Source organism: Vibrio sp. La 4.2.2, assembly GCF_027586995.1.
GTDB lineage: Bacteria > Pseudomonadota > Gammaproteobacteria > Enterobacterales > Vibrionaceae > Vibrio > Vibrio mediterranei.
Genome location: NZ_JAPPTJ010000001.1, coordinates 203,014 through 217,688, shown reverse-complemented (window position 1 = coordinate 217,688; position 14,675 = coordinate 203,014). Strand labels below are relative to the sequence as shown.

The 14,675-nt window shown below is 42.9% G+C and carries 11 protein-coding genes; 8 read left to right on the top strand and 3 right to left on the bottom strand.

From position 1 onward, the window contains the following. Positions 1–35 precede the first annotated feature (35 nt). The 8 genes from OH456_RS00925 to OH456_RS00890 all read left to right on the top strand — a co-directional run bounded on the left by OH456_RS00925 (position 36) and on the right by OH456_RS00890 (position 10,016). The gene (locus OH456_RS00925) at positions 36–1,508 is read left to right on the top strand and encodes an N-acyl-D-amino-acid deacylase family protein (protein WP_261359898.1); all 1,473 of its coding nucleotides are present in this window, start codon (positions 36–38) and stop codon (positions 1,506–1,508) included. Positions 1,509–1,578: 70 nt separating this feature from the next. Continuing rightward, positions 1,579–1,971 (top strand): RidA family protein, encoded by a 393-nt coding sequence (locus tag OH456_RS00920; RefSeq protein WP_006069083.1) that lies wholly within the window; start codon positions 1,579–1,581, stop codon positions 1,969–1,971. A 184-nt stretch (positions 1,972–2,155) separates the two neighbouring features. Further along, positions 2,156–3,652: a sodium:solute symporter family protein gene (locus OH456_RS00915; RefSeq protein WP_006069082.1), complete on the top strand. Its 1,497-nt coding sequence runs from the start codon at positions 2,156–2,158 to the stop codon at positions 3,650–3,652. A gap of 66 nt (positions 3,653–3,718) precedes the next feature. Beyond that, entirely contained in the window at positions 3,719–4,639 is a 921-nt protein-coding gene (locus OH456_RS00910) for a sugar kinase (RefSeq protein WP_198558732.1), read from the top strand. A gap of 10 nt (positions 4,640–4,649) precedes the next feature. Continuing rightward, on the top strand, positions 4,650–5,273 hold the full coding sequence (locus OH456_RS00905; RefSeq protein WP_443088621.1) for a bifunctional 4-hydroxy-2-oxoglutarate aldolase/2-dehydro-3-deoxy-phosphogluconate aldolase: 624 nt from the start codon (positions 4,650–4,652) through the stop codon (positions 5,271–5,273). A gap of 340 nt (positions 5,274–5,613) precedes the next feature. Then, positions 5,614–8,064, top strand: a complete 2,451-nt coding sequence (locus OH456_RS00900; RefSeq protein ID WP_006069079.1) for a family 20 glycosylhydrolase — start codon at positions 5,614–5,616, stop codon at positions 8,062–8,064. 177 nt (positions 8,065–8,241) lie between these two features. Then, positions 8,242–8,664 carry a glycine zipper domain-containing protein gene (locus OH456_RS00895; protein ID WP_006069078.1) on the top strand — a complete coding sequence of 141 codons (423 nt, stop codon included), beginning with the start codon at positions 8,242–8,244 and terminating at the stop codon, positions 8,662–8,664. Between the two features lie 398 nt (positions 8,665–9,062). Next, entirely contained in the window at positions 9,063–10,016 is a 954-nt protein-coding gene (locus OH456_RS00890; RefSeq protein ID WP_124941861.1) for a sensor domain-containing diguanylate cyclase, read from the top strand. 12 nt (positions 10,017–10,028) lie between these two features. Here the strand turns inward: OH456_RS00890 and OH456_RS00885 are convergent, their stop codons facing one another. From OH456_RS00885 to OH456_RS00875, 3 genes are all read right to left on the bottom strand, one after another. Continuing rightward, positions 10,029–10,613: an HAD family hydrolase gene (locus OH456_RS00885; RefSeq protein ID WP_270032607.1), complete on the bottom strand. Its 585-nt coding sequence runs from the start codon at positions 10,611–10,613 to the stop codon at positions 10,029–10,031. Between the two features lie 69 nt (positions 10,614–10,682). Beyond that, a complete protein-coding gene (locus OH456_RS00880) occupies positions 10,683–13,487 on the bottom strand; it encodes an ATP-binding protein (protein ID WP_006069075.1) in 2,805 nt (934 codons plus the stop codon). Continuing rightward, complete coding sequence (locus OH456_RS00875) at positions 13,484–14,521, bottom strand: cytochrome-c peroxidase (RefSeq protein WP_270032606.1); 1,038 nt, start codon at positions 14,519–14,521, stop codon at positions 13,484–13,486. Before OH456_RS00875 ends, OH456_RS00880 begins: the two co-directional genes overlap by 4 nt. Positions 14,522–14,675: the final 154 nt, after the last annotated feature.

The following is a 14,675-nucleotide window of genomic DNA, read 5'->3' as shown; positions in this document are numbered from 1 at the left end:
TCACTGTGTTTGTGTGGGTAACTATCTATGATTGTTTGTGTGAAATGCACGAACTGAGAGAGAAGGTCATGTTGTTCGACATAATTATTAGAAATGCAGAAATCGTCGATGGTACCAATACTCCAGCGTACAAAGCGGATGTGGGGTTAGTAGAAGATCGAATAGTCAAAATTGGTGAATTAACAAACGAGAAAGCGACGTCTGTTATTGATGCTGAAGGTTTGATAGTCAGCCCTGGTTTTATTGATGTACATACTCATGACGACACTAATGTTATTCGCTATCCCGATTGCTTACCAAAAATCAGTCAGGGTGTTACTACGGTGATCGTCGGTAACTGTGGTATCAGTGCATCGCCTGCCGTATTGGAGTGCGCACCGCCGGATCCAATGAACTTGTTAGGCAAACAGGAAGATTTTAAGTATCCGACGTTTGCTCAATATGCCGAGGCGGTGTCTTCAGCAGAACCAGCCGTGAACGTCGCCGCTCTAGTCGGCCACACCACGTTACGTAATAACGTGATGAATGACCTATTCAGAGAAGCCAGCGAGCAAGAGTTAGCTTCGATGAGGACAACGCTTGATTTAGCAATGCAACAAGGAGCACTTGGTTTAAGTTCCGGCTTGGCCTATGCCAGTGCCAAACAGGCGACAGCCAGTGAAGTTATGCGGTTAGCTGAGGTTCTTGCTGAGCATGATGGTATTTATACCACACACATGCGTACTGAGTTTGAAGAAATCTTGCATGCGATGGAAGAGGCTTTTGAGACTGGAAAGCATGCAAAAGTGCCTGTTGTCATCTCACATCTAAAATGTGCAGGTGCTGGTAATTGGGGGCGTACAGTTGAAGTTCTTGATTTGATGGAGAAGACATCAGCTCATCAAGATGTCTCTTGCGACTGCTACCCATATTCTGCTAGCTCGTCAACATTAGATTTAAAACAAGTCACTGAAGATTTTGATATTTTCATTACGTGGTCTGAAACAAAGCCAGAATGCGCAGGACAAATGCTCGCTGACATCGCAAAGCAAATGGAATTGCCTCTTATTGAAGCGGCAAAAGCCTTGCAACCTGCTGGCGCTGTTTATCACTGCATGGATGAAGCAGACGTTGAAAGAGTCTTGAAATACCGTTTGACGATGGTGGGTTCAGATGGTTTACCCAATGATCCTCATCCTCATCCACGTCTATGGGGAACATTCCCCAAAGTGTTGAGCCATTACTGTCAAGGTCGCGAATTATTTCCTTTGGAAGAAGCGGTACACAAGATGACGGGTATGTCTGCGACACGATACAACTTATCGAATCGAGGTGTCATTCGCGAAGGTGCGTTCGCTGATATCGTGATATTCGACAAACAGAAAATAAAAGATACCGCAACATTTGAAAACCCGATTTCAGTCGCTGATGGGATTGAGTGTGTATTGGTTAACGGAAATATTAGTTACTCAAATAAAACCGTTGCTGAAAATAGATTTGGGCGATTTATATATCGTCAAGAGAAGTAATATTTAAATGAGCATTATTTGCTCTTGGAAATATAAATTTAGTTAAAAAATAGATAATTGGAGAATTAAAATGACGATTAAGCGCTATGGTGTAGAAGGTGGTGTAGGTACAGGTGGTCAACATTTACCGTTCGCTCGCGCAACTGAAGCGGGAGGCTTTCTTTACGTTTCAGGTCAAACGCCAATGACTGACGGCGAAGTCGTTGAAGGAGGGATTGTTGATCAATCTCGTCTAGCAATCCAGAACTGCGTAGACATTATGGAAGAAGCAGGTTACGGCCTTGAAGATGTGGTACATGTCAAAGTTGTACTGACGGACTCACGTTACTTCCAATCATTTAATAAAGTGTTTAAAGAGTTTTTTGGCGCAAACCCACCTGCTCGTATCTGCATGGTATGCGATCTTGTTGTCGACGTAAAAGTTGAAGTTGATGTCACGTGTTACCGCGAAGACCGTCGTTAATTAAATACTTGTTATATATTACTTAAATTAATATTAAGGGCATTCTACTGAATGCTCTTCACAAAAATATAAATATTTACAATCTAAATGGACTTAATTCAGAAGTACCTCTTACTTCTGAGTTTAAAATAACGTAAAACGGTAAGTGGCTTAAATGAGTCACTTATATCTCTGGAGGTGTTCAATGAACAGTACACTATTTTTATCCGGCTTCGGAATATATGTGTGTTTTCTTATTTGGCTAGGATGGTTTGTGTCACGAAACCAAAAGTCTGGTGAAGACTTTTTGTTAGGTGGACGTGGTTTACCTCTGTTTCTTGTGCTAGGTACAACAGTCGCAACCATGGTTGGTACTGGATCAAGTATGGGAGCGGTTGGCTTTGGTTACGCTAATGGTTGGGCTGGAGCGCTTTATGGTATCGGCGGTGCGCTAGGCATCCTACTATTAGCCCTTTGGTTTGCACCAGTTCGAAAGCTTAATTTCATGACGATGAGTGAAGAGCTTGCGTATTACGTCGGTGCCAACCGTGTCGTTAAAAATGTTGTTGGCGTGCTTATCTTTATTGCCTCTATTGGTTGGCTTGGTGCTCATATTCTTGGTGGCGGTATGTATTTGGCGTGGATTGCCGATATTGATCTCAACGTAGCAAAAGTCATCATCGCAGCAGCATTCACAATTTATGTTGTCATTGGCGGATACACAGCGGTTGTTTGGACCGACACTATCCAAGCAATTATCCTATTTGTTGGCTTTATTTTAATGGCGGTTCTATCTGTTCAACACATCGGTGGCATGGACAATCTTTACGAAGCGATGGACCCGGCGGCAACAAGTTTCCTTGCAATTGAAAAGCTTGGACTTATTCCTGCTGTCTCTCTAGCTGTGGTCATTGGTGTTGGTGTATTAGCGACGCCATCTTTCCGTCAAAGAATATACTCCGGTAAGAATGTTTCAACTATTCGCCGTTCATTTGTATTGTCTGGCGTTTTGTATCTGTTCTTCTCGATTATTCCAGCAATCATCGGTATGGCTGCTCACGCGATTGAACCAGGTCTGGACAATGCCAACTTTGCATTCCCTTATATTGCAGCGACTGTGCTACCGGTAGGGGTTGGTATGATCGTTCTGATTGCGGGTTTGTCGGCAACAATGTCTAGCGCAAGTTCAGATGCTATAGCGGGCGTTTCAATCCTTCTTCGCGATGTATATGTAATGTTCACTGGCCGAGTGCCAAATAAAGAGTCAATGCTGAACTACTCCCGTCTAGCATTGGTTGTTGTTATCGGCTTTGCACTGCTGTTCGCACTCACTTCGAATGACATCATTGGCTATATCACGAAGATGATCTCAACGGTCATGTCAGGCATGTTTGTATGCGGTATGTTGGGTCGTTTTTGGAAACGTTACACTTGGCAGGGAGCGATTGCGACACTTGTTGGTGCATCGGCAGCGTCCTTCGCGGTAATGTTCAGCACAGACCTAACGGCTTTCTGGGGCAATCCAGTTATCCCATCAGTGACGGTAGCAACAATTGCTGGTGTTGTGGTTAGCCTAGTGACGCCTGAAAATAAGGTCTCTCCTGAGCAAGCTCAAGCGATTCTTGATGCTGAACGCGCTCAAATGGAGTTGGGTTCAGCTCCTCAAGAAACTTCAGCAAAACCGACACCAGTTACTGAGTAATTTTGGTCTTATCTAGGAGTGCATGCGGCACTCCTTCTTCTAATCCTAATATTTTAAGAGGCTCTGATGAAAGTAGCTTTCTTCGGTGAATGTATGGTGGAACTGAGTGGGGAGCCACTTCGAAGAACATTCGGAGGCGATACTCTTAACACTGCGCTTTATCTAGCAAGGCTTGGACGTAATCGAGGTATTGATGTTTCCTACGCGACGGGGCTGGGTGAAGATAAATTGTCGGTTGAGATGAAACGAGCTTGGAACGATGAATATATCGACACGAGTTTGATTGAAACCGTGTCAGACAAACAGCCTGGTTTGTATTTAGTCGAAACTGATGTAAATGGAGAGCGAACCTTTCTGTACTGGCGTAATGACAGTGCCGCAAAATACTACTTTGACAATGTGGTAAGTAAACTAGAAGTTGCTTTAGCTGCTAACCAACATGATGCGCTTTATCTCAGCGGAATCAGCTTAGCCATATTGAACAATAGTGCTAGGAAACGAATGCTAACTATGGCTAAACACCATCATGAAAGTGGTAAAAAAGTCATATTTGATAATAACTTCCGTCCTCAGCTTTGGAGTAGCTCCGACGCTCGACAGTGGTATGAAAAGCTGTTGCCTTATGTGGATATAGCGTTACTCACAGAAGATGATGATAGAGAAATATGGGGGACTGAAGAGTCTATTGAGTCACGTTGTGAGCGATTTGAAATTGCAGAAGTGGTGATTAAACGCGGTTGTGAACCATGTAAGGTGATAACACGAGAAAACAATCAGATTAATACCCACATTGTCGCAGCATCGAAAGTTGCGAATGTGATTGATACCTGCGCTGCTGGTGACTCTTTTGCTGCGGGATATTTGTCTGCGAGATTGAGTGGTCAGTCATGCGAGTTATCTGCCGAGTTTGCTCATTCTGTTGCTGCTATCGTTATTCAACACCCTGGCGCTATTGTTCCACTCGGTGCTATGGATCATTTACTGTGAAGAGATCAACATGTCGTTAATTAATAAATTAAAACAATTTAAAGTTATTCCTGTTATTCAAATTAATAATGTAGACCATGCGATTCCTTTAGCTAAGGCATTAGTCGAAAACGGTCTTCCAGTCGCTGAAGTCACATTCAGAACAGAGGCGGCAGCTGCTTCTATCAAGGCTATGAGAGATGTCTACCCTGAGTTGTGTATTGGTGCGGGTACAATTTTGAACTCACAACAAGTAGATCTTGCTATTGAAGCAGGGGCTGAGTTTATTGTTGCTCCTGGCCTTAATCCCAACACGGTTAAATACTGTCAAGAAAACAATATAACCATTATCCCTGGAGTGAATAACCCAAGCCAAGTTGAGCAAGCCCTAGAGTTAGGATTGTCTTTCCTTAAGTTTTTTCCTGCAGAAGCATCTGGCGGTGTAAACATGGTTAAGTCGCTATTGGCGCCTTACGGTGATGTTGCATTTATGCCGACGGGAGGCATCAGCAAAGTGAATGTCAATGACTACCTATCTCTCGACAGAGTTCACTGCTGCGGTGGTACTTGGATGGTCGCAACATCGTTGATTGAAAACGAGCAGTGGGACCACATTGGTGAGCTTGTGCGAGCAGCGGTAGCCACGACACGATAACTAGTCTTATGTTGTTATTTGGCCAGTAATTAAGCTGGCCGCTTTTTAGTCCAGTTATTTTGTTTTAATGCCCATTGATTTGGGTAGCCCTTTGACAACCTTAAAATAGATAATTATTAATGAAAAAAATCATATCAATAAGTGTTTTAGCGCTGGTTTAATGCTGAATTTACCGCGCGTGAGCATACCGTTAAATTTCTCGACAAGTACTCAGATTTTATGAGGCCATACGCAGAAATTGTTGATGCGGACAAAAACATTTATATCCCAGGACCAAATAAAGGCGAAACTGAGTGACGCTATCGTATTGGTCTGAACTTTGTATTCTAAGGAAATAATAATGAAAAAGAGTATCTTAACTTTACTGGTAGCCGGTTCACTAACAACAACGGCAGCATGGGCTATGGCACCAAATACTGATTTAAATTTAATGCCTTATCCACAATCGGTGGAATTAGGTCAAGGAAGCGTAACGTTAGACAAAGATTTTAGTATTTATATTAAAGGATTTAATTCTGACCGAGTCGAATATACGGCAAAGCGCTTTGTAGAACGCTTAGAGCGTCAAACAGGTCTACCGACGCTTAACTGGCGAGCTGATTCAGAGGATGAAGCGACGTTTGTTATCGACATTCAATCCCCAGCTAAGAGTGAGGTGCAAGATATTGATGCCGATGAGTCGTACAAGCTAACGAGCAATGATGGCAAAATTGTTTTAGAGTCGAGCCGCCCATATGGCGCTATTCGTGGTATTGAAACCATTCTCCAACTGGTCCAGACCGATGCTAATGGTTATTCTGTTCCGGCAATCAGTATTGTCGATGAGCCGCGTTTTAGATGGCGTGGTGTTTCTTATGATACATCTCGTCACTTCATTGAGATGGAAGTGATTTTGCGTCAACTTGATGCGATGGCATCGGCGAAAATGAACGTGTTCCATTGGCATATTTGGGATGACCAAGGAATCCGAATTCAATTAGATAACTACACTAAACTGTGGGAGAAAACCACGGACGGTAATTATTACACCAAAGACCAAATTCGTTATGTCGTAGAGTATGCACGTAAACTAGGTATTCGTGTGGTTCCTGAAATTTCGTTACCGGGCCATGCGTCAGCCGTTGCTCATGCTTATCCAGAATTGATGTCTGGGTTAGGGGAACAAAGTTATCCGCAGCAGAGAGAGTGGGGGGTATTTGAGCCTCTGATGGACCCGACGAACCCCGAATTGTATGTCATGTTGGAAAGTGTATTCGACGAAGTGGTTGAATTGTTCCCGGATGAATACTTCCATATCGGAGGTGATGAGCCTAACTACAAACAATGGCAAGAAAATCCAGAAATTCAAACTTTTATCAAAGATAAAGAGCTTGATGGTGAACGAGGTCTTCAGTCGTACCTCAACGCGAAAGTGGAAAAAATGCTTGAGGAGCGTGGTAAGAAGATGAGCGGCTGGGACGAAATCTGGCACAAAGATCTTCCTAAATCGATCGTGATTCAGAGCTGGCGAGGCCATGACAGTATTGGCCGTGCGGCACAAGAGGGTTACCAAGGGTTGCTATCAACAGGCTATTACTTAGACCAACCACAGCCTACAAGTTATCACTATAGAAATGATCCGATGCCGAGTGGCATCACCGTTGACGATAAGCTTCACGAAGGGGAGCGCTTTGTTAGCTACCAGTGGGAAAAACCGCGTACTAAAGGTGGCCCACGCAAAGGCTTACTCACTATTATTCAAGCAAAAGACGGTAAAGTTCGTGCATTTACGGATTATAACGGTAAATCTCGAGCTGAAGTTGAGATCTTAGAATATGAACCTGGCAAGATATTCCGCGGCCACTTTGATAACTTCATGTCATACACAGAGTTCAATCTTAAGCTAGCGGGAGAGCAGTTTGCCGAAGGGAGCTATCAGCTTATTGGTAATGTAAGGTGGCCAACGACGGGGAAACTGGTTGCTTCTTCAGCACAAGAGGGAGCGTCAATTCCTGAGCCAACTGGTGGCTATCCTGCTGAACTGAACGAACAAGAACAAAAGCTGATATTGGGTGGAGAAATCACCGTTTGGGGTGAAAATATCAATTCGATGACGATGGAAAACAGAATTTGGCCGCGCAGTTATGCGATTGCAGAGCGATTCTGGTCAAGTGAAGAGCTGACTGATGAAGCAAGCATGTATAAGCGTATGCGTGCAGTTGATAATTGGTCTGAAATTTCTTTGGGTATGCGCCACCATGCTGACGCAAGAGTCATGATGCAAAGGTTGGCGAATGGCAGCGATATAACACCTTTATTGGTGTTGGCGAAGTACACTGAACCTGCACAATACTATGCGCGTAACTGGGAAAAATGGATTCAGACAGAGAACCCAGGAGATTTATATAATCAACACGAACGCCTGAATCGTTTTGCTGATGCGCTCCCAGTGGAGAGTTACACTGTGTACGAAATGCGTGATTTGGTGACACAATACGTTAAGGGAGACAAGTCTGCTTTAACGTCGCTTAAAAATCACTACGAGCAATTACTCAATGCTTCTTCTGAGGCAGCTACAGTCTTTGCTAACAACGTAGCGTCAGTAGATACGGTACCGTTAGCTAAGGCATCACAGAAGATAGCTCAGTTAGGTTTGACACTGGTAACAAAAGCCGAAGCTGGCGAGAAAGTGTCTTCAGCCGATGCAAGAGAATATCAGTCTATGATTAATGACTCAGCGAAGATCATTGATGAAAGTATTGTCGCTACAGTGAAGCCGACGGAAATGTTACTTTGGTCACTATCAAAGTAATTCCATCGGCCTACTAGGTGCCGCATTAGAATAAACGCCCCTACTTAACTTGGGGCGTTTTATGTTACATGGGCTGATAACCACTGCTTATCAGCTTGATAACAACAAGTGAATTCAGTAATAGCACTCAAGGCGTTAGTCTAACCATACGCAAACACATAACGTCGAGAGCACCCTATGACATTTTCAAAATCTCAACTTAAATCACTTTTCGCCATTTCTACCCTCGCTCTGCTAGCAGGATGCTCTTCGCCCGCGTTTGATGCAGAAAACGAAAACTCTGCGAGAAACCGCGGAGCTGCTGGAGGTGCGTTGTTAGGCGCTACCATGGGGGTTTTAACCGGTGAGCCTGAACTCGCGGTTAAAGGAGCAGTCGCTGGTGGTGTTGCTGGTGGAGTCGCTGGTTCAATGAAAGATCTTGAGGATTCACGCGAAACCAACCGTACCGAAATTTTAGCTGATGGGATAAAACAAGATAATCGTAGTGAAGCGGAGATGCGTGCTGATGAGCTTGAAGCTCAAATTCGCATTAAAGAGCTAGAGCAGAAATTGGCAGAGATGGAAGCTCAGCAAGACGATCAAGTAATCGATGCGAGCTAGTTAAAAGCCGAGTATTACTCCAGTTTTAAAGCATCAGATAAAGAAAAGGCCGATTGAGAACTCAATCGGCCGAAAACAGTGTGAACAAATCGGTTCACTAACAACGTCAGTTGGCTAGGTGACCTCAAATTTTGAAGTCACTTTCCATAATGCATTTCGCGTGCCAATATTTCTTTTGGTTAATGCTAAGGTTTAAGGCAATATTAATGCATAGTCAATGTCGTTTTTTCCATTATGCAATTGCAATATGCGTTGATTTTGCAATATGCAATTAACTGCTTTGTCACTAATTCCTCTGAGTTCATATCATTTTGTGCTGCTTTAGTTACATAGATATGGCAGAACTCGCGTATTTTGTCTAATTTTATAGCTATCGATTGAGAACGGTTCAGAGACATATGCAACCAGCACCGATACCTATAAATGATGACTACCGACTTAGTGTTCTCCAAACTCTGAGGTTATTGGCCACACCTGAAGAGAGGTTCGATCGAGTGACTCGCCTAGCTAAACGTATGTTTAGCGTGGACATTTCTATTGTAAGCATCGTTGAGCAAGATCGGCAATGGTTCAAATCTTGTGTAGGCCTCGATACTACTGAAACGGCGAGAGATATCTCATTCTGTGGGCATGCCATTCTTGGTGATGAGCCGTTCATTATCTCGGATGCTCTGTCTGACGAACGTTTTAGTGACAACCCACTTGTTGTATCTAAACCCAATATCCGATTTTATGCCGGTGTTCCAATTAAGTTAGCTGACAATGTTAAAGTGGGAACGCTTTGTATCATTGATAGCAAGCCTCGACATTTTAGTGACCAAGAAGTCCAAGATCTTATTGATTTGGCAAAACTCGCAGAAGATGAGCTAATAGCGTGCCTGGACAGTACGATTGATGAATTGACTCAAATTTCAAACCGTCGAGGCTTCAATAAATTGGCTGACAAGGTTATCAATCGATGTCGTTTCGCTATGGAGCCATACACACTGGCATCGTTCGATCTCAATCACTTTAAACTGATCAACGATACTTACGGGCATGGTCAGGGAGATGCAGCGTTAGCGACCTTTGCTCGATTGCTTGTTGAGAACTTTAGAGATTCCGATGTGATAGCGAGAATTGGGGGTGATGAGTTCGTTGTTCTCATGTCTGGAACCACAAGAGTGGATGCTAAATTTCCATTGATGCGTTTCAAAGATCAAATAGCGGTGTTCAACGGTTCGAGTGAATGCGAATTTGAGTTGTCTTACAGCGTCGGCGTGGTTTGCTTCTCACCTTTAGAAGATCTCACACACAATGACTTATTGTCTAAAGCCGATCTAGCAATGTACGCAAGTAAACAGGCTAACTAACGGATATTCTATTTATAAGGTTTTCACTAAATACTGATGTAACTCTCCGAGGGAAGTAAAAGTATACGTCGCTTCAGTCATGTTAGGTGACGTCACGTTACCATTGGAAATAAAGCAGCTTAAGCAGCCTGCATTTTCTCCGGTCTTTATGTCGTATTCGTGGTCACCAACATAAATAACTTGTTCCGATGTTAGTTGCCATTTTTCTATTAAAAAGAGTAATGAAGCAGGGTTAGGTTTGGCAGGAAAATCTTCTCGAGTAATGAGTTCATGAACCTCAATGTTATTGGATTTTAGCTTCGTCTCTGCAGCCTGACGACAATTGCGAGTAATGACGCCTGAATAGAGGTGCTTTTCTTCCATCCACTTTAGCAACTCATGTGCTCCCTTCATAAGCGTACTTGATCGAGCATCTTCGATTTCATGGCGAAGAATAATGTCGTTTAGTGCCCTGCGTTTAGCGTCCTCGCTCGAGCTAGCAACATGTTCTAGCAGATCTTTGTCATCAGGACAGGCTAGTTCTTTACGAAGAAGCTTAAAGTCGAGGTTGCAAGATACCAACGTATTATCCAAATCAAACACTACCGCTTTGAGCATTGAATTCCATCTCTTTTTTCACACATCCGGTAATGATAATGTATCCTGAACTTGTGTTAGTATCGATAGTTAATTTGGTGAAATTGTTGATATTGGCGGCCGCATCCCTTGCTGATGATCAAGTATGCGAATCGCTTCATGGATATTGACTTCGACTAGGTTAACCAGTGATTGCATCGCTTCAATATTCGGGACTGTATCGTTATCTAACTCACTTAGTAACACGTCTATTTTGTTGATAAGTCTATTCAACTCGGACTCTTGTGCTACCTTCCTCAGCGTTATAATGACGTTTTTGAGCCCGATAACGTCTTGTGAAGAATAGACTTTGACGAGTGTATTGAGCGTCTCTTCGCCGATGGATTTAAATTGCTCTATATTGTCTAACCGCACTTGTTTCGATTCGCTAGTTGAATCCAACAGCGTGAGTTCCGCTTCAGTATTGGTGCAGTCGAGTTGCATGATGTCGTGGCGCACTAACTGGATAACATTACTGTTTTCAGGTGGCGTTGGGTTCACCAATAGGTGTTGGTACCTTTGGAGAGCATCGATAAAACTCTCTTTTTGCAGGGGCTTAGTCAGAATATGGTTTGCACCAGCGTCAACAAAATTATCATGAGCTTCTTTAAAAACATCGGCGGTACAGCCAAATATGACGGTTTTTGATCCTAGCTCTTGTCTAATAATACGAGTTGCTTCTATGCCATCCATTACGGGCATATGATTGTCCATAATGATAAGGTCGTACTGTTTTTTACCGACTTTCTCTACCGCTATTTTCCCATTTTCCGCTACTTCTACATTGTGACCTTGTTTCATACAAAATGTCTTCGCGACGAGAGCATTAACTTTGTTATCTTCGACGAGAAGGATAGCAAGAGACTGAGCAATTGCCTGTTCATCGAGTGAGACCTTGTCTTTAAGCTGAATTTCTTTGTTCTCAATTGGTGTTAGGTTGGCGGTGACAGTGAATTTACTTCCTTTGCCTAGTTCGCTGGACACATAAGCGTCACCTCCCATGAGGTTGGACAATTTTTTTACAATTGCCAGTCCAAGCCCAGTTCCCCCAAATTGTCTTGTTGTAGATGCTTCTGCTTGAGTAAAAGGATCGAAGATTGTAGCTAGTCTGTCATTTGGGATGCCAACACCAGTATCAATGACATCAATATTCAATTGCTCTTTACTTTTCGACATTGAACTCTGAGAATTCGAAAAAACTAGCTCAACAGATCCACGCTCTGTAAATTTGACGGCATTTCCGAGCAAATTAAAGATTAATTGTCTGATTCGCGATTTATCTCCCCGGAACGATTTTCCGGATGGTAATTGATTGTTCAGTTTGAACTGAATACCTTTTTCATTGCAAATGGCTGAATACGTACTGATTATTGGAGAACAAAGTTCGTCTATCGCAAAGTCGATATCTTCAAGTTCGAGTTTTCCTTCTTCTATTTTTGATATATCGAGGATGTCGTTTAACAAAGACAACAAGTGGTTTCCAGACTCAAGCAAAACACTGAGTTGCTCTTTATGTTGCGCCTGTGTTACTGAGGACTCGAGAATTTGAGCCATGCCCAAAATGCCATTTAGTGGCGTCCTCAGTTCATGGCTCATGGTAGCAAGAAATGTTGATTTAGCTCGGTTGGAGGCATCTGCTACTTGGACCGCTTGTTGGAGATTCTGCTCCAACTGCTTTCTATCACTGCTGTCTCGTTCTACTGCGATAAACTGTTCGATTTGATTATGAATATTCCTAATCGGTGTAATAACAATGTCGATCCAATATGGGCGTCCATCTTTGTGATAGTTCAAAAGCTCTGATTGAACAGTATGCCCTTGGCTGAGTTCATCTGAAATTCGTTTTATTTCCTCCTTAGAAGTGTCAATTCCTTGTAGAAGATCACCTGGCTTCTTGCCAATGGTCTCTGTGAGTTGGTATCCAGAGAGCTTTTCGAATGCACTGTTAACCCATGTAGTTAGGCCATCTCTATTTGTAATCACAATGGCGTCGCTAGCGTGTTCAACTACCATTGCTAGCTGAGAACGCTCTTTTTCGTTGTCGAGCAACTCCTTGTTCAATTTGGCTTCTACATGTTGCTGTAGCCATTGACGCCAGTATAGATAGGCGCCCAAACACAAGAAAAGCGTTACCGATGACAAAGCGATTTGGAGCTTGGTATCGGAAGAACGTTGCAACCAGAAATCGTTGGTTTGATTTAGTAAACTATGAACTTCACTGTCTATTAGGGCTTTCTTTTCATTACTAATGTCTTGATTTACACGTTTGTTTAGCCGAACGTAGTTGTCTAGGGTGACGACACTAGTATTGTCGCGAAGTGTATTTGATAAATCGCTTAAGTTGTTTTTAGCGTCAAGATAGCGATAAATGGAAAGCTTGTCAGTTTCATCCAGAGAATAATCACTCCAGAGCTTGTCTTTTAACGCTTGGATAGTTTTATTGGAATACTCTAGAGACACTTTTGCGCTGAGCAGACGTTCTAATCTTTGCGTAAACGACAACATTGCGTCTCGAACGGTTTTTGCGGAGGCTACTGCTGTCTCAGGTACAGGGTTTAGAATTGGAAAGTAGGCATTATGATTTTGTCGAATATTCTCATACAGTTTGTCAGATAACAGTTCTATAGATACCAATTCATTTGAAAACTGGTCATAAGTGCTGTTGTCACTATATTCAAAAACGTAGATCTCTTCGAGGTTGTGAGTGACATTCTGAGACAGCGATAGGTACGCTTTCTGATAAGCTTCACTAACATAGCTATTGACGGCGCTTATCACAAGCCAACATGCGGCTATTAAAGTACCAAGCATGTAGAACAACTCTATCCGTGAACGGTTAAACAATCTCTTTTTCATTGCGCTAACTCCGTCAAGAGCGGGGGAGGCGGTGCTGACAGTGCATTAAGAAAGGCGCTAATTTCAAGAGTTGTAGTGGCATCTAACTCCCTTCCTAGCTGTACTTTAGCCATGGTGACAATCGCCTCTTCCAATGTCGCAGCACGACCATCATGAAAATAAGGTGCAGTCTTTGCGACATTTCTTAGGCTAGGGACACGAAACACTCCTTTATCAGAATTAATTCCAGTGACGTTGTAACGACCTAGGTCTCTTTCTTGACTAGTCGTAGTACTAACATTGCCAAATCTCTGAAAAAGGTTGCCCCCAATGTTGGTTCCTTGATGACATACTACGCAACCCAAAGATTGAAACTTCTCCCACCCCATTTGTGCAATTGGCTCCATTGCATCGGTTTGCCCTTTAAGAAATAAGTCGAAAGGCGAATCTGGTGTGTTAAGGGCGGTCATAAAAATGACTAAGGCATTTTTGACTGTTTCTTCTGTGATGACTCCGCCAAAGTACTCGTTGAATTGCACGCGGTAGTCTTGCACCGATTGCACGTATTCAACAATGTTTCTCCAATTAGTATTCATTTCAAGAGGGTTGTGGACGGGACCGTCCATTTGTTTCTCTAGGCTTGAAGCACGCCCATCCCAGAAGAAACGAGTGTTATAGGCTATGTTGAATACTGTAGGAGAATTCCTAACACCTGATCCATTTACGCCTCTTGAGACACGGACATTTTCCGCACCATTATCGAAAATATGATGGCAAGATTCACAGCTCACTTGCTGATTGGATGACAGCCTAGGGTCAAGAAAAAGTTGTAGTCCTAACTGCGCCTTATTTTTGTCGTTGCCCTCTAGGTTGGTGTGTTCAATTGGAGCAACAAGGTGAACAACACCATATTGCTGTTTGTGGGCGAGGGAGTGGTGCTCTTCGTGCTTAAGTTGTTGGAGTGTCAGGGGCGAGTCAAAATTCAGAAGCAGGTAGGCACCAAGTATCAAAATAGCGAATAGTGAGGATAGCCACCTAATGAGAATTTTGTTCATACAATGTACACATAATATTGATCATATGTATCATTATGGGATACTTATTTGTCGTTTCAATTAAAGCTAAAAAAACCAAAAAAAGAATGAACTCGTAGTTAATTTAAGGTCTTAGATATTGCTCTGTCTTGGCTGAGCTAGTTTGGTCTACGAA

Bases quoted from the DNA above. Each gene is read 5' to 3' on its own strand.
- OH456_RS00920 (WP_006069083.1), top strand. From the start codon at position 1,579: ATGACGATTAAGCGCTATGGTGTAGAAGGTGGTGTAGGTACAGGTGGT.
- OH456_RS00905 (WP_443088621.1), top strand. From the start codon at position 4,650: ATGTCGTTAATTAATAAATTAAAACAATTTAAAGTTATTCCTGTTATT.
- OH456_RS00885 (WP_270032607.1), bottom strand. From the start codon at position 10,613: ATGCTCAAAGCGGTAGTGTTTGATTTGGATAATACGTTGGTATCTTGC.
- OH456_RS00910 (WP_198558732.1), top strand. From the start codon at position 3,719: ATGAAAGTAGCTTTCTTCGGTGAATGTATGGTGGAACTGAGTGGGGAG.
- OH456_RS00915 (WP_006069082.1), top strand. From the start codon at position 2,156: ATGAACAGTACACTATTTTTATCCGGCTTCGGAATATATGTGTGTTTT.
- OH456_RS00880 (WP_006069075.1), bottom strand. From the start codon at position 13,487: ATGAAAAAGAGATTGTTTAACCGTTCACGGATAGAGTTGTTCTACATG.
- OH456_RS00895 (WP_006069078.1), top strand. From the start codon at position 8,242: ATGACATTTTCAAAATCTCAACTTAAATCACTTTTCGCCATTTCTACC.
- OH456_RS00890 (WP_124941861.1), top strand. From the start codon at position 9,063: ATGCAACCAGCACCGATACCTATAAATGATGACTACCGACTTAGTGTT.
- OH456_RS00875 (WP_270032606.1), bottom strand. From the start codon at position 14,521: ATGAACAAAATTCTCATTAGGTGGCTATCCTCACTATTCGCTATTTTG.
- OH456_RS00900 (WP_006069079.1), top strand. From the start codon at position 5,614: ATGAAAAAGAGTATCTTAACTTTACTGGTAGCCGGTTCACTAACAACA.